Genomic DNA, 16697 nt, shown 5'->3' on the forward strand with positions numbered 1-16697 from the left:
AGTGGTTTATATTATTGCAGAAATTGGCTGTAATCATAATGGTGATGTTCAGCTAGCAAAAAAAATGGTCGATGTAGCAGTTGAGTGTGGTGTTGATGCTGTTAAATTTCAAACGTTTAAGGCAGAAAAGCTGATTTCTAAATTTGCCCCTAAAGCAGAGTATCAGAAAGCAACGACTGGTACAGCAGATAGTCAGTTAGAGATGACTAAACGACTTGAATTAAGTTTTGACGAGTACTTGGAAATGCGTGATTATGCACTTACAAAGGGAGTTGATACTTTTTCAACACCTTTTGATGATGAGTCGCTGGACTTTTTGATATCAACAGATATGCCTGTTTACAAGATTCCTTCGGGGGAAATTACCAATTTACCATATCTCGAAAAAATTGGGAAGCAGCAAAAAAAGGTTATTTTATCAACGGGTATGGCAGTGATGGAAGAAATTCATCAAGCGGTGGACATTCTTCGACAAAATGGGACTACTGATATTTCTATTTTGCACTGTACAACAGAATATCCGACCCCATATCCATCTTTAAACCTAAATGTCATTCATACACTAAAAGAAGAATTCCCAGAATTGACGATTGGTTATTCTGATCACTCTATTGGTTCAGAAGTTCCTATTGCGGCAGCAGCAATGGGTGCTGAAGTTATCGAAAAACACTTTACATTGGATACTGAAATGGAAGGACCAGATCATAAAGCCAGTGCAACTCCAGAAATTCTAGCAGCCTTAGTAAAGGGTGTCAGAATTGTTGAGCAGTCGTTAGGTCGATTCGAGAAAATTCCTGATCCAGTTGAAGAAAAAAACAAAATCGTTGCTCGAAAATCCGTTGTAGCTTTACGCCCAATCAAAAAAGGCGAAGTATTTTCAGAGGAAAATATTACTGTGAAACGTCCTGGAAATGGCATATCACCAATGTCGTGGTACGACGTTTTAGGAAAAGAAGCGCAAGAAGACTTTGAAGAGGATGAAGTAATCCGTGATTCTCGCTTTGATAATCAATTGTAAGAATTAAGACAAGATTTAAGGTGATTAAAATTACTACAGCAATTAGTCAAAAAAACTATTATAGTTTGTGGTGCAGATGGTTCATTTCATATTGAGATTGAATAATTTATTATCTATCATCTATCATCTATCATTAATATTTTGCGTAAGTACCGGTCGTCTTTTTTATTGGATTGATAAACAATTTTGGAAGTATATAGGAATTTAATATGAAAAAAATTTGTCTAGTTACAGGTTCCCGTGCTGAGTATGGGATTATGAGGCCGTTGATTCAAAAACTGTTTGATGATGAAGAAATTATTCTGGATATTGTTGCTACTGCCATGCATATGGAAGAGAAATACGGCAATACTTATCGTCAAATTGAAAGTGATGGTTTTCCAATTGCCTATAAAATTCCATTGAACTTAAGAGATACTCAGAAAGAAACTGTTTCAAAAAGTATGGCAAGATTGCAACTGGCTTTGACCGATATTTTTCAAGAAAATGAGTATGATTTAGTAGTTATTTTGGGAGATCGCTATGAAATGTTACCAGTTGTAAATGTTGCTCTTATTTATAATGTGCCGGTTTGTCATTTGCATGGAGGCGAAACGTCACTTGGTAATTTTGATGAATATATTCGCCATGCGATTACCAAGATGAGTCACTTGCATCTTGTTGCAGCTGAAATGTTTCGTCATCGTGTAATTCAGATGGGAGAACAGCCTCGATTTGTGATAAATACGGGCTCATTAGGCGTCGAAAATGCTTTATCGCTTCCCTCTTTGTCAAAAGTAGAATTAGAGGAGCAATTAGCTGTTAAGTTGGAAGAATCATATGTGGTTGTATTATATCATCCCGTAACTTTTGAAGAAGACCTATCAGCTGGAGACCAAATGTCAATTGTATTGGAGGCATTAAGTCGATTTGGGCAACAATGTATTTTTATTGGTTCAAACTCCGATACTGGTTCTGATGAAATCTCCATAGCAATTGCTTCTTACCTTAAGAAACATCCAAATTGTCATAGTTTTGCTTCATTATCAACACAGCAGTATCATTCACTCATACGTCATTCAAATGGTTTAGTGGGAAATTCATCATCTGGTTTAATTGAAGTTCCGTCTTTAAATCGAGCTACTTTAAACATAGGTGATAGACAAAAAGGTAGATTGAGTGGTAGAAGTGTTTTAAATGTTTTTGTGGATAGCGATGAAATTTATACTGGATTGAAATCCTTGGAAACGGTAACAGATTTTTCAAATCCATATTATCAGGAAGATGCCTCTCAGAAAGCGTATCAAGCTATTACACAGTATCTTAATGAAACTCCTTCTATTTCACAACCTTTTTATGATTTAAACGGGGAGGGCTAATATGAAAAAAAAATTGGCATTTTTAGGGGCTGGTAGTCATGCAGATGCGATTGTTCCTGTTATTGATAGATTAAGCTATGACTTTATTGGTTTTTTTGATGATAAAGATATTAAGGAACATGATGGCTACCCTATTTTAGGCCATCTGTACGATGTCTTGAAATTTTTAGAGAATGGAACAATTGATGCTGTTTTTATTACAATTGGGGATAATGCTAAAAGACGTGAATTATTTGATTATGTTGCAAAGGATTATTATGATGCCATCATTAATATTATCAGCCCAAATGCTTTAGTACTAACTCCCGAAAGTATTTGTGGTAGAGGGATATTTATTGGATTTGGTGCTTTTATTGGCTCAAAAGTTCAATTATTTGACAACAATGTCGTGAATACTGGTGCCTTGATTGAACATCATACAATTGTGAAATCTCACTGTAATATTGCGCCTAATGCGACAATAAATGGACTTTGTAAAATAGAAGAAGAAGTTTACCTTGGTAGTGCGAGTGTCATTATTCAAACCTTAAGTATTGCTTCACAAACAACAATTGGTGCAGGTGCAGTGATTGTAAAAGACATTATAGAAAGTGGAACTTATGTTGGAGTTCCAGCAAAAAAAATTAAGTAGAGGTCAAACAATGAAACCAATTTGTATTATTCCTGCGCGCTCTGGCTCAAAAGGTTTACCTGATAAAAACATGCTTTTTTTAGCTGGAAAACCAATGATTTTTCATACAATTGATGCAGCTATTGAAACAGGATTATTTGAAAAAGAAGATATTTTTGTTAGCACTGATTCAGAATTATATCGAGATATTTGTTTAGAGCGTGGGATCTCTGTTGTAATGAGAAAACCAGAATTATCATCGGATACAGCTACTTCATATGACATGATGGAAGACTTTTTAGCTGATTATGAGGATGATCAAGTCTTCGTTTTATTACAGGTTACATCGCCATTAAGAAAGGCATGGCATATTGAGGAAGCATTAGATTACTATACATCTCATGATGTCGATAATGTAGTTAGTTTTTCTGAAGTTGAAAAGCATCCACGTTTGTTTTCAACCTTATCAGAAGAAGGCTTTGCTCAAGATATGGTAGGTGCTGATAGAGGATATCGGAGACAAGATTTACAAACCCTATATTATCCAAATGGTGCTATCTATATTTCGGATAAACAAACGTATTTAACAAATAAAAGTTTCTTCACTCCAAAAACCTATGCATATAAGATGGCGAAAGAGTACTCTTTAGATGTTGATACGAGAGATGACTTTATTCATGTGATCGGGCATATTTTCTTTGATTATGATCGTAGAGAGCAGGAAAATAAGGAACTTTATCGTCAGGGATTTAAGGAAAAAATGGATAGTAAGGCGATTCGCCTTATTCTAGGAGACTCAAGAACAGTAAACATTGACTTAGACGGCTTTGCGAATTATTCTCAAGGTGGTTTGACCCTTTCCACCCTTTTAGAAAATATTGATATCATTTTAACTGATCATGTAAAAGAAGTCTTTTTATCTATTGGTGTGAATGACTTCATTACAAATCATTCTATCGAATCAATATGTAAAAATTTTGAGAAATTCTACAATATTCTTGTTGAAAAAGAAATCAAATTAAGTATGACAACAGTTGCTTATACGCTTTTCAGAGAAACGGTTAAAAACAGTGAAGTGCAACATCTGAATAATTGGCTAAATAGCTACTGTCATAAAAACAATATTGCTTTGCTTGATATCAATGAATATGTTGCGCAGAATGATCAATTAGATTATCAAAAAACAACAGATGGATTACATTTTAAAGATGAAGTTACACAACAATTACAGATAAAATATCAAGAATTTTTATCCGAATAGAATAAATAATGGAAATTAGTTGTTTAAAAGAGACTAATTTTACATTTTTCAAACAGCATGTTCGTCATATCCGAATTTTTATGATTTTTTTTGATAAATTATGCTCTATTTTTCAAATTTTTTTGTATGATATTATTATACAAAAATTGAAAAAGGAGAATGTATCATGAGTGATATTAAAAAGCGAGTACACCGGCATATGTTTTGGATTGGCCTAGTTTCTTTAATATTAATGCTGATTGATAATATTACCTTATCTTATTTTGATATGGATTTGAGTACTAAATTAGGTCAGATAGAGCAAACTATTTGTATTATTTTAAGTATATTACTCTTTTTAGGAATATTAACCAATCAGACAGATAGAGGAGTAAAACTTTCTGGAAAGATTGATGATAAAAATTCAAGATAATATATTTTTAGGATTCGTCTAACTTTTGACATTTGGCATCATTTGCTCTATAATAATCAATAATTTAATATCCTTTAACTAAGTCCAGAGAGGCTAGGAAGGATACGCAGATCGAGGGCAGGTTCTGTCCAATTTTCGTGTACCTTGCCTCTTGGCGAGGTTCTTTTTTTGAAGTGAGGTCTGTGATGATAATGAAAGAAGAGTTGGTTATTGTGGCGCAGGAGGAGATAGCTCCTCGGATTTTTGCTATGGATTTGTCTGGTGAGATGGTGGCGGAAATGGCTGCGGGTCAGTTTCTGCATATTCGTGTGCCAGATGCTAGTAAGGTATTGCGGAGGCCGATTTCTATTTCCCAGGTAGACAAGGAAGCGGGAGTCTGTCGGATTATTTATCGGATTGAAGGTGAGGGGACGCGCCTTTTTTCACAGATGCCTGTGGGTCAGTTGTTGGACTGTATGGGTCCACAGGGGAATGGCTTTGATGCTTCATTTTTGACAGCGGGTCAGTCAGTATTGTTGATTGGTGGAGGAATTGGTGTTCCGCCATTGGTCGAGCTTGCTAAAGAGATTGTTGCGAAAGGTTGTCAGGTCACTGCTGTGATTGGTTTTGCGCATCAGGCAGCGGTTATCTTAGAAGAGGAATTAGCCAAGTATGGCCGAGTCATTGTGACAACGGATGATGGTTCCTATGGGCGTAAAGGTTATGTATCGGAAATGGTTGATGCATTTCCAGAGGATTTTGATGCTGTGTATTCTTGTGGTGCACCGGGGATGCTGCGCTATGTAGACAGCAAATTTGCGCAACATGTCCACGCTTACATGTCGCTAGAATCGCGAATGGCTTGTGGCATGGGGGCTTGCTATGCCTGTGTCGTTCATCCAAAGGAAGGACAGGAAGCAGATGCTAAGCGAGTGTGCGAGGAAGGTCCAGTCTTTCCAACAGGCAGTCTAGTTTTATAGGAGGTTAGTAGGATGTCAGAAAAAAATCGTTTAGCCGTTTCTTTACCAGGTTTGGACTTAAAAAATCCTATTATTCCAGCATCAGGTTGCTTTGGCTTTGGGCAAGAATTTGCCAAATACTATTCCTTAGATGTTTTAGGTTCAATTATGATCAAGGCGACAGCACAGAAGGCTCGTTTTGGAAATCCAACGCCGCGTGTGGCAGAAACTCCGTCAGGTATGCTCAATGCCATTGGTCTGCAAAGTCCAGGTGTAGAGGCAGTTGTCGCTCAGAAATTACCATGGTTAGTAGAGCATTTTCCAGCTTTGCCCATTATTGCTAATGTAGCAGGATTTTCCAATGAGGAATATGCTGTCGTATCCGAAAAAATCTCCAAAGCACCAAATGTTAAAGCTATTGAATTAAATATCTCCTGTCCAAATGTGGACCACGGCAATCATGGTCTCTTGATTGGTCAAGTGCCCGAATTAGCCTACGCTGCAGTCAAGGCCAGTGTCAGTCATTCAGAAGTTCCAGTCTATGTTAAGTTGACGCCGTCAGTTGCGGACATTACCCTAGTCGCAAAGGCAGCAGAAGATGCGGGGGCTAGCGGTTTGACCATGATAAATACTCTCGTCGGGACTCGCTATGACTTGAAGACACGCCAGCCAATTATTGCAAATGGTCAAGGTGGTATGTCAGGCCCTGCTATTTTCCCAGTAGCTTTGAAACTGATTCGTCAAGTTGCTCTGGCAACAGATTTACCGATTATTGGTATGGGCGGCGTAGACTCAGCTGAGGCGGCGCTAGAGATGATGATTGCTGGAGCGTCAGCCATTGGCGTAGGAACAGCTAATTTTACAGATCCATATGCCTGTCCGACAATCATTGAAAATCTCCCTAAAGTTATGGATAGATACGGTATTGAGACTTTAGAGGACTTGCGGAGAGAGGTTCGAGATAGTTTGAGAAAGCAGGTAGGACGTGGTATTTGCGATGAAACAGCAAGCCTATGATTTGCTTAGGGAGCTTGAAATTGCTTACGAGCGACACGAACATAAGGCTATTACTTCTGTGTTGGATTTGGATTTTACTTTGTCTGGGCAACAGGTAAAAAATCTGGTCTTGAAAAATAAAAAGGGCAATCAGCTCTATCTGGTCATTTTACGAGATGAAAAGCAGGCCAATCTAGCCCAGTTGGCGGAAAATTTGGGTGAAAAACGACCATCCTTCGTCAAAGAAGAAGTGCTGGAGGAAATCTTACACGTACCAGCAGGGACAGTGACACCTTTTAGCATGTTGTTTGATGTGGAGCACAAGATTGAAGTGGTTGTAGATGCGGATGTGGACCAAGCGACGACAGTTGGCTTTCATCCCTTCATCAACTCTACAACTCTGAATATTGACTTCAAAGATTTTGAAAAAATTCTAGCACAGACGTGGCATCAGTTGCGGACGATTGCTTGCTAGATTCGGCTTTTTCTTGACAAAAGCTGGGCTAGATGTTAGACTGAACTTAGTTAGAAACCTTTAAAAAAGTCCAGAGAGGCTAAGAAGGGAAGCGGTTAAAAGGGGAAACCCTGATTTTGTCGTACCTTGCCTCAGGCAAGGTTTTTTTGCTATCGTTTTAGGAGAGTATCCGATTGAGAACGGATATTAGTATGAAAAAGGAGGATAATTTGCGCGAACAAAGACCAGTTATTGCTCTGGATTTTCCAGATTTTGAGACGACAAAGGCGTTCTTGGAGCGGTTTCCAGAGGAGGAAACACTCTATGTCAAAATTGGAATGGAGCTCTATTATGCTTGTGGCAGTCAGGTGGTGACCTATGCCAAGTCATTGGGACACAGTGTCTTTTTAGACTTAAAATTGCACGATATTCCCAATACGGTCAAGTCTGCTATGGCTGTATTACGAAAATTGGGAGTAGACATGACTAATGTTCATGCGGCTGGTGGTGTGGAGATGATGAAGGCGGCGCGAGAAGGTTTTGGAGACCAAGGCACCTTGATTGCGGTGACGCAGTTGACGTCAACTTCACAAGAGCAGATGCAAAAGTTTCAAAATATCCAGACAAGTTTAGCAGAGTCAGTCCTTCATTATGCTAAAAAGACAGCAGAGGCTGGGCTCGATGGTGTGGTTTGCTCAGCTCATGAAGTAGCGGCTATCAAAGAAGCAACTTCAGAGGATTTTGTCTGCTTGACACCAGGTATTCGTCCAAGTGGTGTAGAGCCCGGCGACCAAAAGCGGGTCATGACACCAGCAGAGGCTAGAGAAATTGGTTCAGATTTTATCGTAGTTGGTAGACCGATTACACAGGCGGCGGATCCAGTCGCAGCTTATCAAAAGATTCAAGCGGAGTGGAACTCTTAAAAAAGTAAAGCGGGAATGAAGGTCATTCCTAGATAAAAAGGAGAAATCAGATGACATTAGCAACTCAAATCGCAGCAGATTTATTAGATATCAAGGCAGTTTATTTACAACCTGAGGAGCCTTTCACTTGGGCTTCAGGCATTAAGTCGCCAATTTATACGGACAATCGCGTCACGCTTTCCTACCCTGAAACACGTACTTTGATTGAAAATGGTTTTGTAGAGACCATAAAGGAACATTTCCCAGAAGTAGAAGTCATTGCGGGGACAGCGACAGCAGGGATTCCGCACGGAGCCATAATCGCTGATAAGATGAACTTACCATTTTCATATATTCGTTCCAAACCAAAAGACCATGGAGCTGGAAATCAGATTGAGGGTCGTGTCATTAAGAACCAAAAAATGGTCATCATCGAGGATTTGATTTCGACAGGTGGATCAGTACTGGATGCTGTTGCGGCGGCTAAGGCAGCAGGTATCGATGTTCTGGGTGTGGTAGCGATTTTCACCTACGAATTACCAAAGGCTAAAGAAAACTTTGAAAATGCAGGTGTCAAATTAGTAACCTTGTCCAACTATACAGAACTCATCAAAGTCGCAAAAGTACAAGGCTACATCAATGCAGATGGTTTAACTTTGCTGAAGAAATTCAAGGAAAACCAAGAAACTTGGCAGGACTAGGAGAAGATGGCTTAGTTGTCACGAAATTTTCCATGTGGAAGAAGAGTAAATATAGGTATTTCCAATTTCTAGTTTGAAGATGATAGAGGTCTGGTCGTGAATCAGCCTCTTTCTTCATATCTTACGAGGACACCAGTTCTTGAAAGTCTATTTTTATGATAAAATAGAAGAAATAATCTATGATGTAAGGGAGATAAGTGTGATTTCAATTGTAATTCCATGCTATAATGAAGAAGAAAGTATACCATTATTTTTCAAGGAGACTGAGCGAGTTCGCTTGGAGATGCAAGAAGAATTTGAGTATATTTTTGTTAACGATGGGTCTAAGGATGGGACGTTGGCTGTTCTTCGTGAATTGGCTAGTCGTGAAGCACATGTACATTTTTTATCCTTTTCCAGGAATTTTGGTAAAGAGGCTGCTCTCTATGCAGGATTACAGGTGGCAAGGGGCGATTTGGTGACGGTCATGGACGTAGATTTGCAAGATCCGCCTGAAATGTTGATCACAATGAAAAATATGCTGGATGAAAATGCAGAGTTGGATTGTGTGGGAACTCGTCGTGTAACACGGGCTGGTGAACCACCGATTCGTTCATTTTTCGCAAAAATGTTCTACCGTATCATCAATCAAGTGAGTCAGATTGAAATTGTTGACGGGGCGCGTGATTTTCGTCTCATGCGTCGCCAGATGGTGGATGCCATTCTTTCTGTAGCAGAGTACAATCGTTTTTCTAAAGGAATTTTTGCCTGGGTTGGCTTCAACACCGAGTACTTGCCTTATGAAAATGTAGAGCGTGTGGCTGGTGAGACGTCATGGTCTTTCTGGAAATTGGTCTCATACTCGCTAGAAGGTTTTATCAATTTTTCAGAAATGCCCTTGAATTTAGCTTCCTACTCTGGTATTCTGAGTTTTGCCTTATCGGTTTTAGGTATGCTGATTGTCGTTGGTAAGACTTTGATTTACGGGGATCCAGTGGGTGGTTGGCCGTCAGCCATTTGTATTATATTGTTTATCGGTGGTATTCAGCTCATGACTATTGGGATTTTGGGCAAGTACATGGCAAAGATTTTCCTAGAAACCAAGAAACGTCCAGTTTATATTGTGAAAGAACGAGATGAAAATTAAGATGGAGCATTCAAGTTGGCATCAGGCCATTCAGGAACAACTTCCTGAGCATTATTTTGGTCGGATTAATGCCTTTTTAAACCAAGTTTATGAACAAGGGACTGTTTATCCTCCACGAGAAAAAGTTTTTGTGGCCTTGCAAAAAACAGTATTAGAAGAAGTCAAAGTGGTGATTTTGGGACAGGATCCTTATCATGGTCCAGGTCAGGCCCAGGGACTGTCTTTTTCGGTGCCAACTGACTTTCCAGCGCCACCTTCTTTGCAAAATATCTTAAAAGAGTTGGCAGAAGATATTGGTCACAAGCCTCAGCATGATTTGACTTCATGGGCAGAACAAGGTGTTTTATTGCTCAATGCCTGCTTAACGGTGCCAGCTGGCAATGCCAATGGTCATGCAGGAATTATTTGGGAGCCTTTCACAGATGCGGTGATAAAAGTGGTGAATGCGCAAGAACAGCCTGTGGTCTTCATTCTTTGGGGCGCCTATGCTAGAAAGAAAAAGTCCATGATTACCAACTCACATCATCTTGTGATTGAATCGGCTCATCCAAGTCCTTTGTCTGCCTATCGTGGCTTTTTTGGCAGTCGTCCTTTTTCAAAAACCAATGCTTTTTTGCGGGAAAATGGCAGAGCTGAGATAGATTGGTTGAGGTAAGTTATGGTGAAGTTAGCAACCATTTGTTATGTGGATAATGGCAAGGAATTTCTCTTATTACATCGCAACAAGAAGCCGAATGATATTCATCAAGGCAAGTGGATTGGTGTCGGTGGTAAGCTAGAAAAAGAAGAAACTCCTGAAGCTTGCGCTCGTAGAGAAATTTTGGAAGAAACTGGATTGACAGCTGAAAAAATGGAATTTGCAGGTGTCATCACCTTTCCAGAATTCACACCAGGACATGACTGGTATACCTATGTTTTTCGCGTGACCGAGTTTTCAGGAGACTTGATAGACTGCAACGAGGGCACCTTGGAATGGGTACCTTACGACCAAGTTTGGCAAAAGCCCACTTGGGAGGGAGACCATACCTTTGTTGGCTGGTTGTTGGATAGAAAGCCCTTCTTTTCAGCTAGTTTTAGTTACCAAGGTGACCGATTAGTGGACCAGTCAGTAGAATTTTATGGAGAATAAGATGCTTACATTAGAGGCCATTCAGTCTGCACATGCGCAATTTACAGGGCCAGATTTCCCAAAACTCATCCAATCTTTTAAGGAAATGGGAATGAAAACCAATACAGTAGAGATTGATAGCGGTTGTGTTTTTTATACCTCAGACAGTCACGTTTTACAGACAGAGGGAGTTAGGGCACAGATAGCTGTGGCAACAGAGGCGGATAAGGTACAAGTTCAGTCTAACCTCGCTCGTCACCAAGCTGGTCAATCAGATTTTCAGACTTTTTGTGATGATATGGCGCGTGCTGGTATTTACAAGTGGATCATTGACTTGGAAACTATGACTTGTAGTTATTACGATAAGAATGAAGAAATCGTCATCTCAGAAGTCATTCCAAGCGGAGTGTGAGCCATGTATGCATTGATTTTGTGTTTTGATCAAGAAATGGAGAAAGCTATTTCCCAAATTTGGCAAGTATTGGAAGAGTAGGGGATTTCGGATTATGCACGACAGGTCCAAAATCGTAAGCCACATGTTACATTAGCTTCGTATGAAATAGTAGATTCTCAGTCGGAATTTATAGAAAGTCTAAAACAGTTCTGTGAGCAGAGATCGCAATTTACAGTTACTCTTTCATCTGTAGGTTCTTTTTTACAGTCTGGTACAGTCTTTTTCAGCCCAGTCTTGTCTGGAGAGTTACAAAAACTTCATGCAGAGCTATACCAACAATTCAAGGCATGGAAGACAGATAACTTGTACAGCCCAGGAAAATGGATTCCGCATCTGACATTGGCTAATTATTTGTCGGTGGAAAAATTGCCTCATGCTTTTGCTTTGTGCCAGCAATATCCAACCTTATCTGGTCAAGCAAGGGGAATGCAACTGATAGAGATTGACAAGAACAAACAAGTTTCAGTCCTTTACCAAGGGGAGTTTCAAAAATAAAGGAGATAGTATGCTTTTAATCAAAAATGGTCGTGTAGTGGATCCACAGTCTGGTTTGGACCAGCTTGCAGATGTCTTGATTGATGGGAAAAAAGTGCTACAGATTGGGCAAAATCTGTCTGCTGAAGATGCACAAGTGCTGGATGCGACTGGTTTGGTCGTGGCACCTGGCTTGGTAGATGTCCATGTGCATTTTCGCGAGCCTGGTCAGACTCATAAGGAGGATATCCATACGGGCGCGCTAGCTGCTGTTGCAGGTGGGGTGACTTCCGTTGTCATGATGGCCAATACGACACCAACTATTTCTACAGTTGAAACTTTGAAAGAAGTCTTGGAATCAGCTGCCAAGGAAAAGGTCAAGATTCACACGGTAGCGACCATTACCAAGGATTTTGACGGAGAAACTTTAACAGACTTTGAAGCTTTGTTGGCAAATGGAGCAGTCGCTTTTTCTGATGACGGTATTCCATTGACAAATGCGGGTGTTGTCCGTGATGCCATGAAGCTAGCTAAAAAGCATGGTAGTTTTATTGCCTTACACGAAGAAGACCCGAATTTGAATGGGGTACTGGGCTTCAATGAACATGTCGCAGAAAAGCATTTTCATATCTGTGGCGCTACAGGAGTAGCTGAGTACAGTATGGTGGCGCGTGATGTCATGATTGCTTATGCGATAGAAGCTCATGTGCATATCCAGCACTTGTCAAAGGCCGAGTCTGTTAAGGTTGTCGAGTTTGCACAACAATTAGGAGCACAGGTCACTGCAGAAGCAGCACCTCAACATTTCTCACGAACAGAAGATTTACTGATCACTAAAGGGGTCAATGCTAAGATGAATCCTCCGCTTCGGATGGAGTCGGATCGCTTGGCAGTTATTGAAGGACTCAAGTCGGGTGTTATCTCGGTTATTGCGACAGACCACGCTCCTCATCATGCCGATGAAAAAAATGTCGCCGATATGACCAAGGTGCCTTCTGGGATGACTGGTTTGGAGACCTCTTTGTCACTTGGTTTGACTCACTTGGTGGAAGAGGGGCACTTGGATTTGTCCGACTTTTTGGCTAAGATGACCATCAATCCTGCTCGCCTTTATGGTCTGGACGCGGGTTATTTAGCAGAAAATGGTCCAGCTGATATTACGATTTTTGCAGATAAGGAAAAACGGGTTATTTCAGACCACTTTTATTCAAAAGCAGCGAATTCACCATTTATTGGCGATGAGTTGGTTGGTGTAGTCAAATATACGATTTGTAACGGAGAAATTGTCTATCAAGATGGCCAATAAAAGAAAGAAACAGCACCGGTCTTATCCTAGAAAACCTTCTTCTTCCAAGCCCTTATTCCAAAGGATTAAATGGAAAAAAATTCTGATTCAATTGGGATTGGTCTTAGCGATTTTTTTAGCCTTAAAGGGCTATCAAACGTGGAAAATTCAGACAGAACAGAAAGCGTTTGAGCAAGCGGATAAGACGGAATTTATTCAGATTGTCGGAAACTCTGCTGAAAATATAGCCCAAGAACATGACCTATATGCTTCTGTGATGGTAGCGCAGGCAATTTTGGAAAGTGATTGGGGACAAAGTCGTCTTACACGGGAGGCGAATAATTTGTTCGGGGTAAAAGGCGATTTTGAAGGACAGTCTTATGAGATTGAGACACAAGAAGATGATGGAACAGGGAAGTTGTTTACCATCGTTGCACATTTTCGTCAGTATCCGACCTACCATGATTCCTTACGGGATAATGCTAAACTGCTGTCCCAAGGGGTATCTTGGGATAGAAACTACTATGCGGGTGTCTGGAAGAGTCGCACGCAATCCTATAAGGAGGCAACGGCCTATTTGCAAGGTCGTTATGCAACAGATACCAATTATGCTAAGAAATTAAATGCCTTGATTGCACAATATCACCTAACACGTTTTGATTAAAAAGTCTTGTTTGAGAGTAGTGAACTAGTACGATCAGACAAGACTTTTTTGCTTTTTGAGATCTTCTAGACAGATAGAGAGAATTTGTCAAAAAAGTCAGAAATACCTTTTATTTTGTAGGCATTCTGCTATAATGATGACAGCAAATTTATCACATCACACTATTAGAAGAAGCAGGAGATGTCAAAATGCAGGAAGTTCATACTGGCAATTTTGACCGAGCAAGCCGTTCAGGTTTTCTCATTGCACTAGGAATTGTTTATGGTGACATCGGTACAAGCCCTTTATATACGATGCAGTCCTTGGTGGAAAATCAAGGTGGCTTAGGACAAGTAACGGAGTCCTTTATCCTTGGTTCCATTTCCTTGATTATCTGGACGTTGACCTTAATGACGACGATTAAGTATGTTTGGATTGCTCTAAAGGCTGACAATCACCATGAGGGAGGTATTTTTGCCCTCTATACCTTGGTGCGAAAGATGGCTAAGTAGCTGATGATTCCTGCGATGATTGGTGGGGCAACTCTTTTGTCGGATGGTGCTTTGACGCCTGCTGTGACGGTAACGACGGCTATCGAAGGTTTGAAGGCTGTCCCTAGTTTGAGCTCGATTTATAGCCATCAGCACTATGTTATCTTGACTACTCTTTTGGTATTGGCTGTCTTGTTTGGCATTCAACGCTATGGCACTGGCTTGGTTGGTCGGATTTTTGGTCTAGTCATGATTGTTTGGTTTAGCTTTTTGGGACTCAGTGGTTTGTTCAATAGTTTGACCTATTTGGCAGTATTTAAGGCTATCAATCCTTATTATGCCTTGCAGTTACTGATGAGTCCTGAAAATCATCGCGGAATCTTTATTCTAGGCTCCATTTTTCTTGCTACGACAGGGGCAGAGGCGCTTTACTCAGATCTTGGACATGTAGGACGTGGCAATATTTATGTCAGTTGGCCCTTTGTCAAACTGTGTATTATCTTGTCCTATTGTGGTCAAGGGGCATGGATGCTTCACCATCAAGGAAGTAGCAGTCATCTCAATCCATTTTTTGCGAGTTTTGCCAACAAATCTAGTCGTTTATGCTGTTTTATTAGCTACATTGGCCGCGATTATCGCTCCTCAGGCTCTGATTTCAGGTTCATTTTCCTTGGTATCTGAGGCCATGCGTTTGAAGTTCTTTCCGCTGTTTAAAATGAATTACCCAGGTCAAAATATGGGGCAACTTTATATTCCAGCGATTAACTGGCTACTATTTGCAGTGACATCTGCCATTGTTTTATTGTTTCAAACTTCTGAACGGATGGAAGCTGCCTATGGTTCAGCCATTACGATTACCATGTTAATGACCACGATTTTATTGACCTTTTATCTCATTCAAGTAGGAGTCAAGACATGGCTGGCAGCTTTACTGATGGCTTTCTTTGCCTTGATTGAAGGGATTTTCTTCTTAGCCTCTCTCGTAAAATTTATGCATGGTGGCTATGTGGTTGTCTTTCTAGCAATGGCTATTCTCTTTGTCATGTTTATCTGGTATGAAGGCAATCAAATTGTTTTTCGCTATATTAAATCCTTGAGTATTCAAGAATACAAGGCTCAGTTAAATCGTCTGCGGAAAGATGACCGTTATGAGCAACAGCAGGCCAACTTGGTCTACTTGACAAATCGAATGAAGGGTTCTAAAATTGATCGTTCCATTCTTTACTCTATTCTCAATCGTCAACCTAAACGTGCTCAAGTCTATTGGTTTGTGAATGTGAAAGTAACAGATGAGCCCTACACAGCTCGTTATAAGGTGGAAACAATGGGGACAGATTTTTTAGTCAGAGTTGAGTTGTACCTAGACTTTAAAATGCCACAGACGGTTCCACGTTATATGAGGACCATTATTCGAGATATGATAGCTGATGGTCTCTTGCCAAAACAAATACAGGAATATGGGCTGTACCCACAAAAGGAAATTGGTAATTTCCGCTATATCATTTTAGATGAGAAGATTTCTAACTTGAGTCAAATGTCTCCGTTTGAACGGTTTGTGATGCAGACAAAAGCAGCGATTAAACATGTTACTGCGAGTCCAACGCGTTGGTTTGGCCTGCAATTTTCTGAAACACAAATTGAGACCATTCCATTATCTTTTACTGAGTTACCTGATTTACCAATTCAAGCCATGAATTGCGAATAAGGAGAAAAAAATAAGAACTTGGGTCCAAGCTCTTATTTTTTAAATTGATTTGACAGATCTCCTGCGGATAAGATGATTATATTTAGTACTATTTTTTAGGTTCTTGTTTAGACAAATTAAGTCCCCAAGGAACAAGATTTTCAGTACGGTGTAGAATTCTCTTGATGTTGTCTTGGTGTCGAAGGATAATGACGGTGGCAATCAAGAAAATCAAGGCTGAAAACAGTAAATCGTATTCATTCAAGATAAAGTGGAATGCTGGGAAAATCAAGAGGGATAGCACAGCCACTAGAGCACATGTGACACTGGAAAGTGAGATCATACTGAAAAGATAAAGTGTCACGACGAAGATGACGGCGAGGTAGAGCAGAAAGAGAGGGGCAAAACCGAGAAGGACTCCTGCACTCGTCGCGACAGCTTTACCACCTCGAAAATGGGCAAAAATCGGAAAAGTATGGCCTAAAATGGCAAAAAATCCGATGATAAGTGGAGAAAGTAGACTGCCGCCAAACCAGATAGGAAGCAGCACTGCCAAAGTTCCTTTGAGCATGTCCACAAGTAAGGTAATCGTACCTGCTTTTTTTCCTAAAATCCGAAAAGTGTTGGTTGTACCCGTATTACCAGAACCATGCTCGCGCAAATTGACATTAAAAAATCGTTTTCCAATCCATAGACCGGTTGGAATAGAACCTAATAAATAAGCAATTAAGATAAAAAGAATCGTTTTCATAGATTTCATTATATCATAAAAAAGGCTAGAT

At 40.1% G+C, this 16697-nt stretch carries 19 protein-coding genes and 1 pseudogene; 19 read left to right on the forward strand and 1 reads right to left on the reverse strand.

Annotated features, from left to right (window positions below):
* The first annotated feature begins 1 nt into the window (after position 1).
* The 19 genes and pseudogenes from neuB to ACHUFA_RS05780 all read left to right on the forward strand — a co-directional run bounded on the left by neuB (position 2) and on the right by ACHUFA_RS05780 (position 15936).
* Entirely contained in the window at positions 2 to 1018 is a 1017-nt protein-coding gene (neuB, locus tag ACHUFA_RS05690) for an N-acetylneuraminate synthase (protein ID WP_394405159.1), read from the forward strand.
* 209 nt (positions 1019 to 1227) lie between these two features.
* A complete protein-coding gene (neuC, locus tag ACHUFA_RS05695) occupies positions 1228 to 2376 on the forward strand; it encodes a UDP-N-acetylglucosamine 2-epimerase (RefSeq protein WP_222349595.1) in 1149 nt (382 codons plus the stop codon).
* Position 2377: 1 nt separating this feature from the next.
* Complete coding sequence (locus ACHUFA_RS05700) at positions 2378 to 3007, forward strand: acetyltransferase (protein ID WP_222349597.1); 630 nt, start codon at positions 2378 to 2380, stop codon at positions 3005 to 3007.
* 10 nt (positions 3008 to 3017) lie between these two features.
* Complete coding sequence (locus tag ACHUFA_RS05705) at positions 3018 to 4247, forward strand: cytidylyltransferase domain-containing protein (RefSeq protein WP_222349598.1); 1230 nt, start codon at positions 3018 to 3020, stop codon at positions 4245 to 4247.
* A 166-nt stretch (positions 4248 to 4413) separates the two neighbouring features.
* The gene (locus ACHUFA_RS05710; RefSeq protein WP_222349599.1) at positions 4414 to 4659 is read left to right on the forward strand and encodes a phage holin; all 246 of its coding nucleotides are present in this window, start codon (positions 4414 to 4416) and stop codon (positions 4657 to 4659) included.
* A 185-nt stretch (positions 4660 to 4844) separates the two neighbouring features.
* A complete protein-coding gene (locus ACHUFA_RS05715; protein WP_394405160.1) occupies positions 4845 to 5618 on the forward strand; it encodes a dihydroorotate dehydrogenase electron transfer subunit in 774 nt (257 codons plus the stop codon).
* Positions 5619 to 5630: 12 nt separating this feature from the next.
* Entirely contained in the window at positions 5631 to 6614 is a 984-nt protein-coding gene (locus ACHUFA_RS05720; protein WP_394405161.1) for a dihydroorotate dehydrogenase, read from the forward strand.
* A complete protein-coding gene (locus ACHUFA_RS05725; RefSeq protein ID WP_394405162.1) occupies positions 6595 to 7068 on the forward strand; it encodes a YbaK/EbsC family protein in 474 nt (157 codons plus the stop codon). Before ACHUFA_RS05720 ends, ACHUFA_RS05725 begins: the two co-directional genes overlap by 20 nt.
* Before the next feature lie 209 nt (positions 7069 to 7277).
* Complete coding sequence (gene pyrF / locus ACHUFA_RS05730) at positions 7278 to 7970, forward strand: orotidine-5'-phosphate decarboxylase (protein ID WP_394405163.1); 693 nt, start codon at positions 7278 to 7280, stop codon at positions 7968 to 7970.
* A gap of 50 nt (positions 7971 to 8020) precedes the next feature.
* The gene (gene pyrE, locus ACHUFA_RS05735; RefSeq protein WP_222349603.1) at positions 8021 to 8650 is read left to right on the forward strand and encodes an orotate phosphoribosyltransferase; all 630 of its coding nucleotides are present in this window, start codon (positions 8021 to 8023) and stop codon (positions 8648 to 8650) included.
* Between the two features lie 199 nt (positions 8651 to 8849).
* Entirely contained in the window at positions 8850 to 9776 is a 927-nt protein-coding gene (locus ACHUFA_RS05740) for a glycosyltransferase family 2 protein (RefSeq protein WP_222349604.1), read from the forward strand.
* Position 9777: 1 nt separating this feature from the next.
* Positions 9778 to 10431 (forward strand): uracil-DNA glycosylase, encoded by a 654-nt coding sequence (locus tag ACHUFA_RS05745; protein ID WP_222349629.1) that lies wholly within the window; start codon positions 9778 to 9780, stop codon positions 10429 to 10431.
* Between the two features lie 3 nt (positions 10432 to 10434).
* Entirely contained in the window at positions 10435 to 10905 is a 471-nt protein-coding gene (locus tag ACHUFA_RS05750) for an NUDIX hydrolase (RefSeq protein ID WP_222349606.1), read from the forward strand.
* Between the two features lies 1 nt (position 10906).
* Complete coding sequence (locus ACHUFA_RS05755) at positions 10907 to 11296, forward strand: DUF1398 domain-containing protein (protein ID WP_394405164.1); 390 nt, start codon at positions 10907 to 10909, stop codon at positions 11294 to 11296.
* Positions 11297 to 11380: 84 nt separating this feature from the next.
* Positions 11381 to 11833, forward strand: coding sequence for a 2'-5' RNA ligase family protein (locus tag ACHUFA_RS05760; protein ID WP_394405212.1), 453 nt, complete (start codon positions 11381 to 11383; stop codon positions 11831 to 11833).
* Positions 11834 to 11843: 10 nt separating this feature from the next.
* Positions 11844 to 13118, forward strand: a complete 1275-nt coding sequence (locus ACHUFA_RS05765) for a dihydroorotase (protein ID WP_394405165.1) — start codon at positions 11844 to 11846, stop codon at positions 13116 to 13118.
* The gene (locus tag ACHUFA_RS05770; protein ID WP_222349611.1) at positions 13108 to 13761 is read left to right on the forward strand and encodes a glucosaminidase domain-containing protein; all 654 of its coding nucleotides are present in this window, start codon (positions 13108 to 13110) and stop codon (positions 13759 to 13761) included. Before ACHUFA_RS05765 ends, ACHUFA_RS05770 begins: the two co-directional genes overlap by 11 nt.
* A 293-nt stretch (positions 13762 to 14054) precedes the next feature.
* Positions 14055 to 14912: pseudogene (locus tag ACHUFA_RS05775) on the forward strand (KUP/HAK/KT family potassium transporter).
* Positions 14803 to 15936: a KUP/HAK/KT family potassium transporter gene (locus ACHUFA_RS05780; protein WP_394405213.1), complete on the forward strand. Its 1134-nt coding sequence runs from the start codon at positions 14803 to 14805 to the stop codon at positions 15934 to 15936. The pseudogene ACHUFA_RS05775 and the gene ACHUFA_RS05780 overlap by 110 nt, the downstream one beginning before the upstream one ends.
* Positions 15937 to 16024: 88 nt before the next feature.
* On the opposite strand, the gene plsY is transcribed toward ACHUFA_RS05780, so the two are convergent.
* A complete protein-coding gene (plsY, locus tag ACHUFA_RS05785) occupies positions 16025 to 16666 on the reverse strand; it encodes a glycerol-3-phosphate 1-O-acyltransferase PlsY (protein ID WP_222349612.1) in 642 nt (213 codons plus the stop codon).
* Positions 16667 to 16697 lie beyond the last annotated feature (31 nt).

It is taken from the genome of Streptococcus hepaticus (genome assembly GCF_043656315.1).
GTDB classification, from domain to species: Bacteria; Bacillota; Bacilli; order Lactobacillales; family Streptococcaceae; genus Streptococcus; species Streptococcus hepaticus.